A 14,302-nucleotide genomic window follows, 5' to 3' on the forward strand; every position below is an offset into this window, starting at 1 on the left:
CGGTCCAGCGCGTGGGTGAAGGCGGTGTTGGGCACGGGGTGCGTGGAGAACTTCACCACCACCAGCTCGGCCGCCGGGTTGATGTGGATGTGCTGGCCCATCAGGCCTTTGGCTTCAAAGGTGCCATCGGCATCGTGGGGTATCCACCACTGGTTGTGGTACGAGTACCCCGCGCGCATGGCCGTGCCCGGGGCCTTGCTGAACTGGGCGGGGTCGGCCCCTTTGCGCAGCTCGGCAATGGTGGCGGGCGAGACGATCTGTTGGCCGTTGAAGCGGCCGTTGGATCGCAGCATCTCGCCCAGACGGCCCAGGTCACGCAAAGTGGCGTTCACGCCCACGCTGGTGGCCTGGCCGCCGTTGGCATCGGCAAACACATACGCGTCCTCCTGCGTGCCCAGCTTGGACCAGATGCGCTCGGACAACAGCGTGGCGTAGCTCTTGCCGGTGACGCGCTGCAGCAGCCAGCCCAGCACTTCCGTGTCCACCGACTTGTAGGCAAACGCGGTGCCGTGCTCGCCGTCCTTCTGCACGGTGGGCAGGTGCTCGGCCATGCTCTTGGCCCCATTGCTGCCGGGGCGCGCAGGCTGCAGGCCCGCAGCGGCCAGGTACTGAAAGACACCGGAGGTGGGGTCCGCAAAGTCTTCGGCGTATTTGACGCCAGTGGTCATGTCCAGGGTCTGCTGCACGGTGGCATCGGCCCAGGCGCTGTTGGCCAGCTCGGGCAGGTAACGCACGATGCGCGCACTGGGGTCGATGGCGCCTTCCTGGATGAGTTCGGTCACCAGCAGCCCCACCAGCGATTTGCTCATGGACCACAGCACATGTGGCTGCTGCGGCTGCATGCCGATGTGATAACGCTCATACACCACACGGCCCCGGTGCAGCACCAGCAGGGCGTCGGTGTAGGTGGCCTTCTGCCAGTCGGCCAGCGTGGTGGGCGCGCCCTTGTCGTCGGCAAACGCCAGCGTGTCGGGCAAGGCACGCGGCGCGGCGGGCAGTGCGCTGGGCGCTGCTGCACCGCGCCAGATGGTGGCCGTGGGCCCCAGTTCGCGCAGGTGCTGCGCGGCCCAGCGCACGTTGGGGTACTTGAGGATGTTGGCCAGGCGCACCACCTTGTCAGGCGCCGGTGGGAAGCCCTGCATCAGCTGCAGGGTCACAGGGTTGGTGGCGTCCGGCGGCGGCAGCTGCGGAGCCTGGGCCTGGCTGTCAGGAGCGGCCCCCAGCAGGGTGCAGGCCAAGGCGACGGCGGTGAAGGAAGGGGTGAGGTGGCGATGAAAAGAGCGCATGGTGAGAAGGCCTCGGTCAAGAAACGTGGGATGGGGAAGAACAAAAAAAGAAAACGGAATCGGTCGGGCCGATCAGCCCCGCGCGGCCAGCAAGGTGCGGATCACGCCCTCGGTGCGCTCGTACTCGCCTTCGCCAAAGTGCTTGTAGCGAATGCGGCCTTGCGCATCGATGAGGTAGGTGGCGGGCCAATACTGGTTGCTGTAGGCCTTCCAGGTGCCATAGCGGTTGTCCTGTGCCACGGGGTGCTTTACTCCGTGGCGGCGCATGGCGGCTTCCACGTTGGCGGTCGGGCGCTCAAACGGAAACTCTGGCGTGTGCACCCCCACCACGGTGAGCCCCTGGGGCGTGTACTGCTCGGCCCAGCGGTTCACATGGGGCAGGGTGCGGATGCAGTTGATGCAGGCGTACGTCCAGAAGTCCACCAGCACCACGCGGCCACGCAACTGCGCCAGGCTCAGCGGTTCGGAGTTGAGCCAGCGCTCGATGCCGGTGAACTCTGGCGCAGCGCCCAAGTCGGGCAACGCTGCGGCGGGGCTGGCGGGGCCCGCTGCATACGCCAAGCCAGGGGCCGCCAGTGCAGCGGCCATCGACGCCAGGAAAGCGCGGCGCTCGGAAAAGCGCGGGGAAGAGGGGTGCAATGTCATGGTGAAAGCTCCTTGCAATCGGTGGGGTGTCGCCCCTTACAGGCCGCCCCAGCCCGAGGGATAAAACTGCGTAAGCCAGACGGTGATCTGCCCATCCACCTCCCACAGCATGGCCAGCGCGATGGCAATGACCACCACGCCAAACACCTGCTGCACGCGGTGTGCGTGGCGTGCAATGCGGCGCACATGGGTGGCCGCGGCCTGGCCGCCATAGGCAATGGCCAGCATGGGCAGCGCTGCGCCGGTGGAATACGCCAGCAGCAGTACGGCGGTGCCCACCCCCGGTGGCTCGGTAGCGATGAGGGTGAGGATGGAGGCGAGCACCGGCCCGGCGCAGGGTGTCCAGACCGCGCCCAGGCTCAGGCCCAGCAGCAGTCCGCCCCAGTTGCCACCCCCGCTGCCCATCCCCAGGCTGGCCATGCGGTTGAGCACGCCGCCTGCATGTTGGCTGAGCCACTGGAACGGCCGGGGCCACACCGTGAGCACGCCAAACACCAGCAGCATCACGGCGGCAAACCGGCGCAGGCCTTCCTGAGACACACCCAGCACCTGCGTGAAGCTGCTGAACAGCAGTGCCACGGCCGCGAACGACAGCGCAAAGCCCAGGGCAATGAACAGGGGGCGTGTGCGCCGCGCTGAGTCGGCGCCGCTCACCGAGGCCCCCAGCACCACGGGCAGCATGGGCAACACGCAGGGCGCCCCCACTGTGAGCATGCCGGCGGCCACGGCCAGCCAGGGCGAGGTGGTGGCCATGGTCATTGCCCGCTCCCCTGCTCGGCCGCCGGACGGCGCCACACCTGGGTTTTGCCGAACAGCGGAATGCCCACGTACGCGTGCACCAGCAGTTGTTCCGGCTCGGCCGGCGTCAGGTTGACGCGGTACGTCTTGGCGTTCTCGCGGTTGTAGATTTCGCCCTGGTACTCGCTGCTGCCGCCCTCCGCCGGGTGCAGGCCCGACAGCAGGGTCATGCCCAGCGCAGGCCGCGCGTCGGCCGCCGCCATGTCGGCGCCCGGCGCGCCCATGGAGCGGTTGGCCAGCACGCGCACCACCTTGCCACACAGGGCGTTGCCGCCAGCGGGGTTGCAAGGAGCGATGTTCACTTCCAGATTGCCGCTCTCGGTGATCCAGCGGCCCAAGGGGGCTTTGGGGTGGGTTGCACCCGGTGCATGCGCCGCAGCGGCTGGCGGCGCTGCGGCGGCCTCTTGCGCGCTGGCTGCCTGCGCCAGGCCCAGGGTCAGCAGGGCGGTCGCCGCGATGGATGGTTTCATGGCAAGGTCCTCGTGAAGTTCAGGAAGACCTCATTGAAGCCAGCGCAGGTATCGGCGATTTGTCTGGCCAGGGGCTTTTGGTATGCGCGCTTGTCGATGCATCGGGCAGACAAGTTGAGATACATATCTGCCCACCCAGCCCATACCGCGGCACCACCAAAGCCCGGACAATGGCCGCCATGATGACGACGCCCGCTCCCGACCACATCCTGATCGTCGATGACGACGCCGGCATCCGCGAACTGGCTGCCGAGTACCTGCAGCGCCAGGGCCTGCAGGTGAGCGTGGCCGCCGACGGGCGGCAAATGCGCGAGGTGCTGGTCACGCAGCGCATCGACCTGCTGGTGCTGGACCTGATGCTGCCGGGCACCGACGGCATCGCACTGTGCCGCGAGCTGCGCAGCCCGGGCGCCCCACCGCTGCCCATCATCATGCTCACCGCACGCAGCGACGAGGCGGACCGCATCCTGGGCCTGGAGCTGGGTGCGGACGACTACCTGACCAAACCCTTCGCCGCGCGCGAGCTGCTGGCACGCATCCACGCGGTGCTGCGGCGCACGCGCATGCTGCCGCCCAATCTGGCCAAGGCCGAACCCGCGCGCCACCTCACGTTTGGGGACTGGCGGCTGGACACCACCGCACGCCACCTGCTCGATGCCACGGGCGCAGTGGTGGCGCTGTCGGGCGCCGAATACCGCCTGCTGCGTGTGCTGCTGGACCACCCGCAGCGCATCCTCACACGCGACCAGCTGCTGCAGCTCACACAGGGGCGCGATGCCGATGTGTTCGACCGCTCCATCGACCTGCTGGTGAGCCGTGTGCGCCAGCGGCTGGGCGATGGCGCGCGCGGCTCGCGCTACATCAAGACCGTGCGCAACGAGGGCTACGTGTTCTGCGCCGATGTGCAAGCTGCGGCAGCACCCGCAGGAGCTGCGCCATGACGCTGCGCTGGTGGCCACGCTCTTTGTTCGGGCGCATTCTGCTGGTGATGGCACTGGGCCTAGCGTTGGCACATGCGCTGACGTTTGTGCTGGCGTTCACCGAGCGCAGCATGACCATGCGGCGGGCCATGGTGTCGTATTTCGCCAGCGACGTGGCCAGCTCGGTCGCCATGCTGGAACGCCTGCCTGCCACCGAGCGCGCACAGTGGGTGGACCGGCTGGCGCGCCGCAACTACCGCTTTGCACTGGCCGAACCCCTGGACGCACCTGCCGACCCGTCCCAGCTGGCCCGCCTCGTTGCCAGCGCTGTGGCGGCCACACTGCCCACTGACCGCCCGGTGCAGGTGATCGACCCCCATGTGCCGGGCACCGAGCTGCGGCTGCAGCTGCGCCTGGCCGACGGTACGCCCCTGGCCGTGGACATGGACGAGCCCCGGCTGCAGATATCGCCCTGGGTGCTGGGCGCGCTGGCACTGCAGCTGGCGCTGCTGGTGGGCCTGTGCGCGTGGGCCGTGCGTGCAGCCACGCGGCCCCTGAGCACGCTGGCCGATGCGGCCGATGCGCTGGGCGCCGACCGCCCCACCGTGCCGCTGGCTGAAGACGGCCCGCGCGAAGTGGTGCGCGCCGCCGTTGCCTTCAACCACATGCAGCAGCGCATCCAGGCGCATCTTCAGGAACGCATGCAGATCCTGGCCGCCGTCTCGCACGACCTGCAAACACCCATCACCCGGCTGCGCCTGCGCGCGGATCTGCTGGACGACACCACGCTGCGCGACAAGCTGCACGCCGACTTGGCCGAAATGCAGTCGCTGGTGGAAGAGGGCATTGCCTACGCGCGCTCATCGCAGGCCGTGCGCGAGCCCGCGCAGCGCGTGGACCTGCGCGCGCTGGTGGAGAGCATTGCGCGCGACTACGCCGATGCCGGCCTGCCGGTACAAGTGCTGCAGGCAGTGGATGTGACCTGCGACACCCGCCCCCAGGCCCTGCGCCGCCTGCTGTGCAACCTGGTGGACAACGCGCTCAAGTTTGCGGGTGCCGCCGAGCTGACGCTGGAGGCAGAAAGGCCAGGCCAGTGCCTGGTGCGCGTCATCGATCATGGGCCTGGCATCCCCCCGGCGGACCTCGCCGCCGTGCTGCAGCCCTATGTGCGGCTGGAAGATTCGCGCAACCGGGGCACCGGTGGCACCGGTCTGGGCCTGGCCATTGCCAGCGAGCTGGCCAAGGCCCTGGGCGGCCGCCTGATACTGGGTCCACGCGCGGACGGCGCGCAGGGGCTGGAGGCGCGGGTAGAGCTGCCAGAAGCGCTACCGGCATAGGCATGCGCACCAGCGCCGCTGCTACAGTGGCCGCTCCGTGGACTCTCAAAAGGGCAACGCCGTGGACACACCTGTCAGCACCCCGCAGAGCGAGATCAGCGCCAGCAACCCGCGCATCCGCGTCGGCATCGGCGGCTGGACCTTCGAGCCCTGGCGCGGCAGCTTCTACCCCGCAGGACTGGCGCACAGCAAGGAGCTGCAATACGCCAGCCGGCAGCTCACGGCGATCGAGGTCAACGGCACCTACTACAGCACCTTCAAACCACCCACCTTTGCCAAATGGCGCGATGAGACGCCTGAAGGCTTTGTGTTCTCACTCAAGGCCAACCGCTTTGCCACGCACCGGCGCGTGCTGGCGGACGCGGGCGATTCGATCGCGCGGTTTGTCGACAGTGGCATCTCGGAACTGAAGGGCAAGCTCGGGCCCATCGTGTGGCAGTTCATGCCGACCAAGGCGTTTGAGCCGGGCGACTTCGAGGCCTTTCTGGCCCTGCTGCCGCAGAAGGTGGATGGCCTGCAGCTGCACCACGCGCTGGATGTGCGCCACCCGAGTTTTGCGACGCCCGCGTTTGTGGCGCTGGCGCGCCGGTATGGCTGCGTGCCTGTGTACACCGACTCCGACCAATTTCCGGCCATCGCGGATGCGGAGGCCGACTTTGCCTACCTGCGGCTGATGCGTGGCCAGGCCGATGTGCCCACGGGCTACACCGCCGATGCGATTGCGCAATGGGCACAGGGCGTGCGCACCTGGACCAGCGGCGACCGGCCACGCGATGTGTTTGTGTACTTCATCAACGGCGCCAAAGAGCGGGCGCCGGCAGGGGCGATGGAGTTGCTCAGGCAGCTGGGCGCTACACCGTCTCGCGCTGAGTGAAGCCCTGCGGGGCCTCGCCGCCATCGGGCACATTGCCTACCACCACGCGGTCCACCCGCGCATGTGCTGGCCCCTGGTGCGCCCAGTCGATCAGCGCCAGCACGGCGGGTTCCGGGCCCCAGGCGCAGGCCTCCACACGGCCGTCCTGGCGGTTGCGCACCCAGCCCGTCACGCCCAGGCGCGCGGCGGCCTGCACCATGGACCAGCGGTAGCCCACGCCCTGCACATGGCCGGTGATCAACAGATGGCGGGTGATGGTGGAGTGGGGTTCTGCGTTCATGGGGACACTGTAGCGCGCTCCTTGTGGGGAGCCCGCTCCAGGGGCACACTGCCAGCACCAGGCACCCCATGACCACCACAACCCCCAAGGCCTTGCCCACCATCGACCCCCAGCGCTGCACCGGCTGCGGCTGGTGTGTGGCGGTGTGCCCGCCGCATGTGCTGTCGCTGCAGGTGTTGGGTACGGGGCCCTGGGGCCCCAAGTGCTCCACCCTGCACGACGCGCCGGGCTGCACCGGGTGCGCGCTGTGTGCGGTGCGCTGCCCATTCGATGCGATCCGCATGGTGCGGGTGGCGGCCACCCCGGGGCGGTGAGGCCGTTGCGCCACAGGCTAACAAAGGCGCGTACGGGCAGGTTGACAGGCCCTGGCTCGCATCCGGTACACTGCGCCCTTCATGTCGTTCACCTCCCTCCCCATCACCACCGCACGCGCCGCTGCCTTCCAAGGCATGGGCATGATGCCGCCCGCCTCCACGCGGGCCAATGGTGAACAGCGGGCACTGGGTGCACGAATGATTACCACCATTACCACCGCGGCCACCTGAGCACGCGCAGGTGGCCGTTTCGGCAGCCACCTGGTGATCGCTCTCTTCTCCCCCAAGACGAATGCACGAAACCCAGCTCTGGCAGCTGGGTTTTTTTGTTTGTTCGTTAGCCGGAGAAGTCCATGTACCGCGATCCCGTCCAGTCCCTCGAAGCCCCGTTGTTGCCGTCGTCCGCCACGGCCATGCGCCCCCTGCGCGTGGGCATGATTGGCATTGGCACCGTGGGCGCAGGCACCTTCCGCGTGCTGGCGCGCAACCAGGCGCTGATTGCGGGCCGTGCGGGCCGGGGCATCAAGCTGGTGGTGGTCTGCGCCCGCAGCCTGGCCCGCGCCATGAGCGTGGTGGGCAAGGACGTGGCGCTGACCAACGACCCCATGCAGGTCGCCACCCACCCCGACGTGGATGTGCTGGTGGAGGCCGCTGGCGGCACCGGCCCCGCACGCGACTGGGTGCTGGCCGCCATCCGTGCGGGCAAACATGTGGTCACGGCCAACAAGGCGCTGCTGGCCGAGCATGGCAACGAGATCTTTGCCGCCGCGCGCCAGCACGGCGTGGCCGTGGCCTACGAAGGCGCGGTGGCGGTGAGCATCCCCATCGTGAAGGCGCTGCGCGAGGGCCTCACGGCCAATCGCATCGAGTGGGTGGCGGGCATCATCAACGGCACCACCAACTTCATCCTGAGCAAGATGCGCGACGAGGGTGTGGGCTTTGCCGAAGCGCTGGCGCAGGCCCAGGCGCTGGGCTACGCCGAAGCCGATCCGACGTTTGACATCGAGGGCCTGGACGCGGCGCACAAGATCTCGCTGCTGGCGGCCAATGCGTTTGGCATGCCGGTGCGGTTTGCCGATGCGCAGGTGGAAGGCATCACCGCGTTGCAGGGCCTGGACGTGGCCTGTGCCGAGCAACTGGGCTTTCGCATCAAGCTGCTGGGCGTGGCCAAGCGGCGCAAGGAGGGTGACTCGGAAGGCAATGTGGAGGGGGTGGAGTTGCGCGTGCAGCCCGCGCTGGTGCCCGCCACCCATTTGCTGGCGCATGTGAACGGGTCGATGAACGCCGTGATGGTCAAGGGCGATGCGTCGGGCGTGACGATGTACTACGGCGCGGGCGCGGGGTCGGAGCAGACCGCATCGGCCGTGATTGCCGACCTGGTGGATGTGGCGCGGCTCGATGGCACCCACGCGGCGCAGCGCGTGCCACACCTGGGCTTCCACCCCCAGGCCGTGGACGAGCAACTGGCGGTACTGCCCCGCGCGGCCGTCCACACCCGCCACTATCTGCGCGTGCCGGTGCACAGCGCCCAGCAGATCGAGGCCGTGGGCGCCTGGCTGGCTGCGCAGCACGTGCCGGTGCTGCAGGTGGCACTGGCACATGACAAGGCCTTGCCCCCCGGCAGCGGCCCCCAGGTACTGGTGCTGACCGATGCCGTGGCGCAGTCCACCGTGGACCTGGCCGTGTTTGCACTGGCGGCGCACCCTGCAGTGGCGGGGCCGGTGGTCACGCTGCGGGTGGAGACGCTGGAAGGGTGAAGGGCGCCTGAGAATGTGTTAGCACGAGGTTTTGGCGCCAAAACGGGCGGTAGCGCTAGTGCATCATGCCTGGGGCGCTATCAATTTTGATAGCCCCTGCCGATCGCATCCCTCACGCCATCAACCGGCCCAGCACCAGCGCGGCCATGTCCTCGGCCGCGCTGGTGCCCTCCGCCATCAGGCCCTGCACCACGCCGGCGCGATCGGTGTCGGTGCGGTTCTGGCTCACCTTCCAGATGCCCTCCCAGCGCTCCACCGCCAGCTCGATACCCACGATGGCGCGCAGCAGTTTGTCGATGTAGTCGGGCGGCGCGTCGTCGATGCGCCAGGGGTCGGGGCGGTGGGCCTCGTGCTGCTCGCTCAGGGTGTGCAGGATGCCGCGCAGGCGTGTGGGGTCGTCAAACGCGCTCAGTGCGCCGTGGGCGTGCACGGTGGCGTAGTTCCAGGTGGGCACCTGCTTGCCGTCCAGGGCTTTCGATGGATACCATGAGGGCGACACATAGGCCTGCGGGCCGTGGAACACCGCCACCGCCTGCTGGGGCAACAGCGGCCACAGCGCGTTGGCGCGCGCCACATGGCCGATGAGCGTGCCCTGCGGGCCGCGCGCCGGGTCCAGGTACAGCGGGATGTGATTGACGTGTTGCGCGCCTTCGTGCGCAATGACCAGTGTGGCCAAAGGCTGGGCACGTACCAGGGCTTGCTGGGCAGCGGCATCGGCCACCTGAAACTGCCGGTGGGGGTTGGCCATGTCAGCCCCCTTCCACTTCAAGCACCGGGGCGCAGTCGATCTGCGTCTTGACCGAGTTGGCCAGAAAACACGATGTGTGGGCGCGGTGGTGCAGGTCTTCCAGCTGGGCAGCGCTGGGCGCGTGCGCTGCGTCAAAGCGCGTGACGGGCCTCAGCTGCACGTGGGTGACGACCAGCTGGCCCTCTGCGTTCTTGGCCATGGTGCCCACGGCCGCGTCGGTGTAGCGGTTGAGCCGATAGCCCGCGCGGCTGGCGAAGTCCATGAACCACAGCATGTGGCAGCTCGACAGCGCGGCGACATAGGCTTCTTCCGGGTCCACCGCCGCCGCGTCGGAGTACGGCAGCGGCACCACATGGGGCGACGACGACGCGGCCACGGTGGCGCCGCCGTCAAACTGCCACGTGTGGGCACGGTGGTAGCGCTTGTCCAGAAAGTCGTCGGTGCCACGGGACCAGGTGATGGTGGCGGTGTGCTCGGCCATGGGGTGCTTTCAAGAGGATCGGACCCGTTAGGGGGCCCGGGTTTCTACAATGGTTCTTCAGTTTATGAGTACATCCCCATATTGAAAGAGCCAATTTGTGCCCAGCCCCGGAGCCAATCGAACCACTGCCACCCTGCGCCAGCAGGTGTATGCGCAACTGCGCCGCGCCATCGAGCAGGGCAGCCTGCGCGCGGGCATCCGCCTGCCACCCTCGCGCGAGCACGCGGCCAGCCTGGGCGTGTCGCGCAACACCGTGCTGTGGGCCGTGCAACGCCTGCAGGCCGAGGGTTATGTGGAAGCCCGCGTGGGCGACGGCACCTATGTGTCGCAGGCCGTGGCCGCCACATTGCCTGCCCCGCAAGGCCTGGTGGCGCCGCCCCGGGGCCTGTCGCGCCGGGGGCAGCTGATCGCCGACACAGCGGCGCGCTGGCGCCCGCCCCTGGCGGCGGCCAAGGCGTTTCGCATTGGCGCGCCAGAAGTCGCCACCTTTCCGTTTGCGCTGTGGGACCGCCTGACACGCCAGGCCAGTTCAGGCCAGCGCAGTAACCGCGCGCAGTACCTGGACCCGGCTGGCGACCCCGACCTGCGCCAGGCCGTGGCGCAATGGCTATGGGCTTCGCGCGGCATCCGCTGCGATGCGGCGCAGGTGGTGGTGTGCTCGGGCTCGCAGCAGGGCATTGACCTGATTGCGCGGCTGCTGCTGGACGTAGGCGACGAGGTGCTCGTGGAAGACCCCGGCTACCCCGGCATCCGCGCTAGCCTGCTGGGCCACGGCGCGCTGGCGCGGCCGGTGGACATGGATGGAGACGGCCTGCGCATCGACACCGCTGCGGCGCAATGGCCGAACGCGCGCATGGCCGTCGTCACACCCACGCACCAGTTCCCCACCGGCGTGTGCATGGGCCTGGCGCGAAGGCAGGCGCTGCTGCAGTGGGCACGCACGCATGACGCCTGGGTGGTCGAGGACGACTATGACGGCGAGTTCCAGTACGGCAAGAACGATGGCAAGGCCCAGCGCGTGCCTGCCCTGTGCAGCCTGCCGGGCTCGGAGCGCGTGCTGTACGTGGGCACCTTCAGCAAGACGCTGCACCCGGGCCTGCGCCTGGGCTTTGTGGTGGTGCCGCCCGCGCTGGTGGAGGCCTTTGCCATGGCCCGCGCCATCACCGACCGGCATGCACCGGGCGACACCCAGGCGGTGCTGGCACGCTTCATTGCCGAAGGTCACCTGCTGCGCCACCTGCGGCAGATGCGCGAGCTGTACCTGCAGCGGCAACACACGCTGCGCGCCGCACTGGCCGAGGCCAGCAACGGCGCCTGGCAACTGGCCACCAGCGATCGTGGCATGCACCTGCTGCACGAGGTAGCACCCGGCACAGACGACGAAACCCTGAGCCGCCAGGCGCTGGCGGCGGGCGTGATGCTGGCGCCGCTGTCGCGCTATGCGATGCAGTCGGCGCGCCGGGGCTGGCTGCTGGGCTATGCGGGGTTTGACGATGCAGAGATCCGCGCGGCCGCTCGCGTGGTGGGCGGCCTCGTGCGTCAGCGGTGATGCGGGCGCTGGTGCTTCACCACGCGCCGGGCTGCGGGGCCAGGGCCGTGCCAAGGCCCTCCGTCTGAACCACAGCCTGCGGCTCCACCTTGCGCCACCAGTGCGTGGACAGCGCGGGCGCGCGGATGTCCAGCCGCTCGCCCATGATGGGCGCCACCAGCGGCACCTGCGCTGCCGCCGCGAGGGCGGTGATGCGCTCGAACGGCTCCACCCACGGGTGCAGCGACAGGTCGAACGTGCCGTTGTGGATGGGGAACAGATGGCGCCCCTTCACGTCCAGATGGGCCTGCAGGCTCTCCTCGGGGTGCATGTGGATGTCGGGCCAGTCGGCGTTGTAGGCGCCCGTTTCGATCAGGGTCAGATCGAACGGGCCGAACCGCTCACCAATGGCCTTGAAGCCGTCGAAGTAGCCCGTGTCGCCACTGAAGAAGACGCGGACTTGGTCAGCGCCTTGACCCGCGATCAGCACCCACGAGGCCCACAGCGTGCTGTTGCCGTCCGACAGGCCACGGCCCGAGAAATGCTGCGCAGGCGTGGCCACCAGCTGCAGCCCGCCGATGGTGGTGCCCTGCCACCAGTCCAACTGCTGCACCTTGGCCGCCGGCACGCCCCAGGCGATGAGCCGGTCGCCCACGCCCAGCGGCGTGATGAAGTGCTCCACCTTGGGCGCAAGCTTCTGGATGGCTGCGTAGTCCAGGTGGTCGTAGTGGTCGTGCGACAGGATCACGCCGGTGATGGGCGGCAGCTCGTCAATCGTGATGGGCGGCGCGTGAAAACGCTTGGGGCCCAGGAACTGGAACGGCGAGGCGCGCTCGGAAAACACCGGGTCGGTCAGCCAGAACTGGCCGTTGATCTTGAAGAGCAGGGTGGAGTGCCCCAGGCGCCACAGGCTCAGGTCGGGCGCGGCCAGCAGGTCTGACCGCATCACCGCGTACACCGGCACGGGCTGGCGCGGCACCGAGTCGTCGGGCTTGCCGGTGGCAAAGCGCCACATCACCTGCAGCGTCTTGAGGGCGCCCAGCGCATGGCGGGGTGCCACGTTGCGAAACTTGCCACCCGCAAACTGCGGCGACTGTTCATAGGCGGCCACCGGCTGGGCGGCGCGGGAAAAGAGGCTGTAGGCCATGGCGATCAGTACAACGAAGGCGACACAAAGTGCCGGGAGCAGACGGCGGCGGCGGGCGATGGAGAGTGACACCGGATCTGCGACATAGAAATTACACTGCACAGTGTAGTGCACTTTTTAGAAAAGTAAACTACCCGGTGTAAAATTTGCGCATGATCGCCTCCCAGCCCACCCCTCGCCTGACCGACCGCAAGCGCGATGCCATCGTGCAGGCCGCCATCGGCGAGTTCCGCGAACACGGCTTCAACGGCACCAGCATGGACCGCGTGGCCGCAGCGGCGGATGTGTCCAAACGCACGGTGTACAACCACTTCCCAAGCAAGGAAGAACTGTTCGAAGCCATTCTGCTGCTGATGTGGGAGCGCAGCCAGTCACCCGACGAACTGGCCTACACCCCCACGCGCCCGCTGCGCGACCAACTGCTGGAGCTGCTGGCGCAAAAGATGCGCCTGCTCAACGACGCGAGCTTCATCGACCTGAGCCGCGTGGCCATGGCCGACATGATGCACACCCCCGAGCGCGCGCGCGGCATCACCGCCAAGCTCTCGGCCAAGGAAGAGGGCCTGCCGCGCTGGCTGCGCGCGGCCCAGCAGGATGGCCGCCTGCGCGCCACCATGGACGTGCCCTATGCCGCGCAGCAACTGCAGGGCATGGTCAAGGCATTTGCGTTCTGGCCCCAGCTGGCCATGGGCCAGCCACCCTTGAGCGCCGCACAGCAAGCGCAAGTGGTAGGGGATGCGGTGGATATGTTCCTGGGGTTCTACGCCGCGCCCACCCAGGAGGCCAAGTCCCCCGTAAAAAAGGCCCCGGCTGGAAGCACGGGCAAGGCAGCGGCAGCCCCTGTTGCCACCGCTGCGAAACCTGCCCCTCGCCGCGCCCCAGCGCGCTGACCCACGCCACCACCCTGGCCAGCAAGCCAGCGTGAGGTGCGATTTGCACTACGCTCGCCCGTTCTTTCCACGCAGCCTGACACCAAGATGCCCCTCGCTCCCTACCTCGACACCGCCCCGGTCCTGGACACCGGCGTTTTCATCCACGACTCTGCCCAGGTCATCGGCGACGTCACGCTGGGCCGCGACAGCTCGGTGTGGTGCAACGCCGTGCTGCGCGGCGATGTGAACCGCATCACCGTGGGTGTGTGCAGCAACGTGCAGGACCTGACCATGGGCCATGTGTCGCACCGCAACGCCAGCAAGCCCGAAGGCTCGCCGCTGGTCATCGGCAACTACGTCACGGTGGGCCACTCGGTGATCCTGCACGGCTGCTGCATCGGCAACGAATGCCTCATCGGCATGGGCTCCATCGTGATGGATGACGCCATCATCGAAGACCGCGTGATGCTGGGCGCGGGCAGCCTGGTCTCGCCCGGCAAGGTGCTGGAGAGCGGGTACCTCTACATCGGCCGCCCCGCAGTGCGCCAACGCGCGCTGACCGAGGCGGAGATTGCGTATCTGAAGTACTCGGCAGAGCACTACGTGCGGGTGAAGAACAACTACCAGGGATGACCTGCATCACTCCCTGCGGTCTGTGATAGCGCGGTCTCAGGCAGTCCGCTGCGTTGCTTTTCTTGCCAATAGCCCGCTATTGGCTGCAAAAAGACGCCTGGCGGCCTGTCCTGATCCGCACTACCACCGACTCGCGAGGGTGATGCAGGACATCCCTAGCGGCACACCCCACGCGGCTGCGGTGCCCCCGGCGCCCCCCGCCCACCAGGGAT

16 protein-coding genes and 1 pseudogene are annotated in these 14,302 nt (G+C 68.3%); 9 read left to right on the top strand and 8 right to left on the bottom strand.

Annotation, left to right across the window (positions count from 1 at the left end; all coding sequences use genetic code 11):
- The 4 genes from DBR23_RS12520 to DBR23_RS12535 all read right to left on the bottom strand — a co-directional run.
- Window positions 1-1,286, bottom strand: a 1,286-nt coding sequence (locus DBR23_RS12520; RefSeq protein ID WP_108498463.1) for a serine hydrolase, incomplete at its 3' end; no start/stop codon positions are given.
- A gap of 72 nt (window positions 1,287-1,358) precedes the next feature.
- On the bottom strand, window positions 1,359-1,931 hold the full coding sequence (locus tag DBR23_RS12525; protein WP_056742590.1) for a thioredoxin family protein: 573 nt from the start codon (window positions 1,929-1,931) through the stop codon (window positions 1,359-1,361).
- Window positions 1,932-1,967: 36 nt separating this feature from the next.
- Entirely contained in the window at window positions 1,968-2,690 is a 723-nt protein-coding gene (locus tag DBR23_RS12530) for a cytochrome c biogenesis CcdA family protein (RefSeq protein WP_099731677.1), read from the bottom strand.
- Window positions 2,687-3,199 (bottom strand): DUF2147 domain-containing protein, encoded by a 513-nt coding sequence (locus DBR23_RS12535; protein WP_108498464.1) that lies wholly within the window; start codon window positions 3,197-3,199, stop codon window positions 2,687-2,689. Before DBR23_RS12535 ends, DBR23_RS12530 begins: the two co-directional genes overlap by 4 nt.
- A 182-nt stretch (window positions 3,200-3,381) precedes the next feature.
- On the opposite strand from DBR23_RS12535, the gene DBR23_RS12540 reads away from it, so the two are divergent.
- The 3 genes from DBR23_RS12540 to DBR23_RS12550 all read left to right on the top strand — a co-directional run bounded on the left by DBR23_RS12540 (window position 3,382) and on the right by DBR23_RS12550 (window position 6,330).
- Window positions 3,382-4,140 (top strand): response regulator, encoded by a 759-nt coding sequence (locus DBR23_RS12540; protein ID WP_108498475.1) that lies wholly within the window; start codon window positions 3,382-3,384, stop codon window positions 4,138-4,140.
- Window positions 4,137-5,456, top strand: coding sequence for a HAMP domain-containing sensor histidine kinase (locus DBR23_RS12545; protein WP_108498465.1), 1,320 nt, complete (start codon window positions 4,137-4,139; stop codon window positions 5,454-5,456). The genes DBR23_RS12540 and DBR23_RS12545 overlap by 4 nt, the downstream gene beginning before the upstream one ends.
- Window positions 5,457-5,517: 61 nt before the next feature.
- The gene (locus DBR23_RS12550; RefSeq protein ID WP_369882108.1) at window positions 5,518-6,330 is read left to right on the top strand and encodes a DUF72 domain-containing protein; all 813 of its coding nucleotides are present in this window, start codon (window positions 5,518-5,520) and stop codon (window positions 6,328-6,330) included.
- Here DBR23_RS12550 and DBR23_RS12555 read toward each other — a convergent pair.
- Entirely contained in the window at window positions 6,308-6,610 is a 303-nt protein-coding gene (locus DBR23_RS12555; RefSeq protein WP_108498466.1) for an acylphosphatase, read from the bottom strand. The genes DBR23_RS12550 and DBR23_RS12555 overlap by 23 nt on opposite strands.
- Window positions 6,611-6,678: 68 nt before the next feature.
- Between DBR23_RS12555 and DBR23_RS12560 the strand changes: the two genes are divergently transcribed.
- From DBR23_RS12560 to DBR23_RS12565, 3 genes are all read left to right on the top strand, one after another.
- On the top strand, window positions 6,679-6,924 hold the full coding sequence (locus DBR23_RS12560) for an ATP-binding protein (RefSeq protein WP_108498467.1): 246 nt from the start codon (window positions 6,679-6,681) through the stop codon (window positions 6,922-6,924).
- Between the two features lie 81 nt (window positions 6,925-7,005).
- Window positions 7,006-7,155, top strand: coding sequence for a hypothetical protein (locus tag DBR23_RS29635; RefSeq protein ID WP_158276453.1), 150 nt, complete (start codon window positions 7,006-7,008; stop codon window positions 7,153-7,155).
- A 122-nt stretch (window positions 7,156-7,277) separates the two neighbouring features.
- Window positions 7,278-8,681: a homoserine dehydrogenase gene (locus DBR23_RS12565; protein ID WP_108498468.1), complete on the top strand. Its 1,404-nt coding sequence runs from the start codon at window positions 7,278-7,280 to the stop codon at window positions 8,679-8,681.
- A gap of 112 nt (window positions 8,682-8,793) precedes the next feature.
- Here the strand turns inward: DBR23_RS12565 and DBR23_RS12570 are convergent, their stop codons facing one another.
- On the bottom strand, window positions 8,794-9,429 hold the full coding sequence (locus tag DBR23_RS12570) for an FMN-binding negative transcriptional regulator (RefSeq protein WP_108498469.1): 636 nt from the start codon (window positions 9,427-9,429) through the stop codon (window positions 8,794-8,796).
- 1 nt (window position 9,430) lies between these two features.
- Window positions 9,431-9,910: an OsmC family protein gene (locus DBR23_RS12575; RefSeq protein WP_108498470.1), complete on the bottom strand. Its 480-nt coding sequence runs from the start codon at window positions 9,908-9,910 to the stop codon at window positions 9,431-9,433.
- 97 nt (window positions 9,911-10,007) lie between these two features.
- On the opposite strand from DBR23_RS12575, the gene DBR23_RS12580 reads away from it, so the two are divergent.
- Window positions 10,008-11,459, top strand: coding sequence for a PLP-dependent aminotransferase family protein (locus tag DBR23_RS12580; protein WP_108498471.1), 1,452 nt, complete (start codon window positions 10,008-10,010; stop codon window positions 11,457-11,459).
- A gap of 16 nt (window positions 11,460-11,475) precedes the next feature.
- Here the strand turns inward: DBR23_RS12580 and DBR23_RS12585 are convergent, their stop codons facing one another.
- Window positions 11,476-12,585: an MBL fold metallo-hydrolase gene (locus tag DBR23_RS12585; protein WP_108498472.1), complete on the bottom strand. Its 1,110-nt coding sequence runs from the start codon at window positions 12,583-12,585 to the stop codon at window positions 11,476-11,478.
- Window positions 12,586-12,737: 152 nt separating this feature from the next.
- Between DBR23_RS12585 and DBR23_RS12590 the strand changes: the two are divergent.
- Both DBR23_RS12590 and DBR23_RS12595 read left to right on the top strand, forming a co-directional pair.
- Window positions 12,738-13,352: pseudogene (locus DBR23_RS12590) on the top strand (TetR/AcrR family transcriptional regulator); the annotation flags it as partial.
- 210 nt (window positions 13,353-13,562) lie between these two features.
- Window positions 13,563-14,090 (top strand): gamma carbonic anhydrase family protein, encoded by a 528-nt coding sequence (locus tag DBR23_RS12595; protein WP_108498474.1) that lies wholly within the window; start codon window positions 13,563-13,565, stop codon window positions 14,088-14,090.
- Window positions 14,091-14,302 lie beyond the last annotated feature (212 nt).

The organism is Acidovorax sp. HMWF018 (assembly GCF_003061035.1).
Lineage (GTDB): Bacteria > Pseudomonadota > Gammaproteobacteria > Burkholderiales > Burkholderiaceae_C > Acidovorax > Acidovorax delafieldii.

Coding starts and splice junctions, on each gene's coding strand:
- DBR23_RS12535 (WP_108498464.1), bottom strand. CDS start 3,199: ATGAAACCATCCATCGCGGCGACCGCCCTGCTGACCCTGGGCCTGGCG.
- DBR23_RS29635 (WP_158276453.1), top strand. CDS start 7,006: ATGTCGTTCACCTCCCTCCCCATCACCACCGCACGCGCCGCTGCCTTC.
- DBR23_RS12565 (WP_108498468.1), top strand. CDS start 7,278: ATGTACCGCGATCCCGTCCAGTCCCTCGAAGCCCCGTTGTTGCCGTCG.
- DBR23_RS12540 (WP_108498475.1), top strand. CDS start 3,382: ATGACGACGCCCGCTCCCGACCACATCCTGATCGTCGATGACGACGCC.
- DBR23_RS12530 (WP_099731677.1), bottom strand. CDS start 2,690: ATGACCATGGCCACCACCTCGCCCTGGCTGGCCGTGGCCGCCGGCATG.
- DBR23_RS12585 (WP_108498472.1), bottom strand. CDS start 12,585: ATGGCCTACAGCCTCTTTTCCCGCGCCGCCCAGCCGGTGGCCGCCTAT.
- DBR23_RS12525 (WP_056742590.1), bottom strand. CDS start 1,931: ATGACATTGCACCCCTCTTCCCCGCGCTTTTCCGAGCGCCGCGCTTTC.
- DBR23_RS12570 (WP_108498469.1), bottom strand. CDS start 9,429: ATGGCCAACCCCCACCGGCAGTTTCAGGTGGCCGATGCCGCTGCCCAG.
- DBR23_RS12545 (WP_108498465.1), top strand. CDS start 4,137: ATGACGCTGCGCTGGTGGCCACGCTCTTTGTTCGGGCGCATTCTGCTG.
- DBR23_RS12555 (WP_108498466.1), bottom strand. CDS start 6,610: ATGAACGCAGAACCCCACTCCACCATCACCCGCCATCTGTTGATCACC.
- DBR23_RS12560 (WP_108498467.1), top strand. CDS start 6,679: ATGACCACCACAACCCCCAAGGCCTTGCCCACCATCGACCCCCAGCGC.
- DBR23_RS12575 (WP_108498470.1), bottom strand. CDS start 9,910: ATGGCCGAGCACACCGCCACCATCACCTGGTCCCGTGGCACCGACGAC.
- DBR23_RS12595 (WP_108498474.1), top strand. CDS start 13,563: ATGCCCCTCGCTCCCTACCTCGACACCGCCCCGGTCCTGGACACCGGC.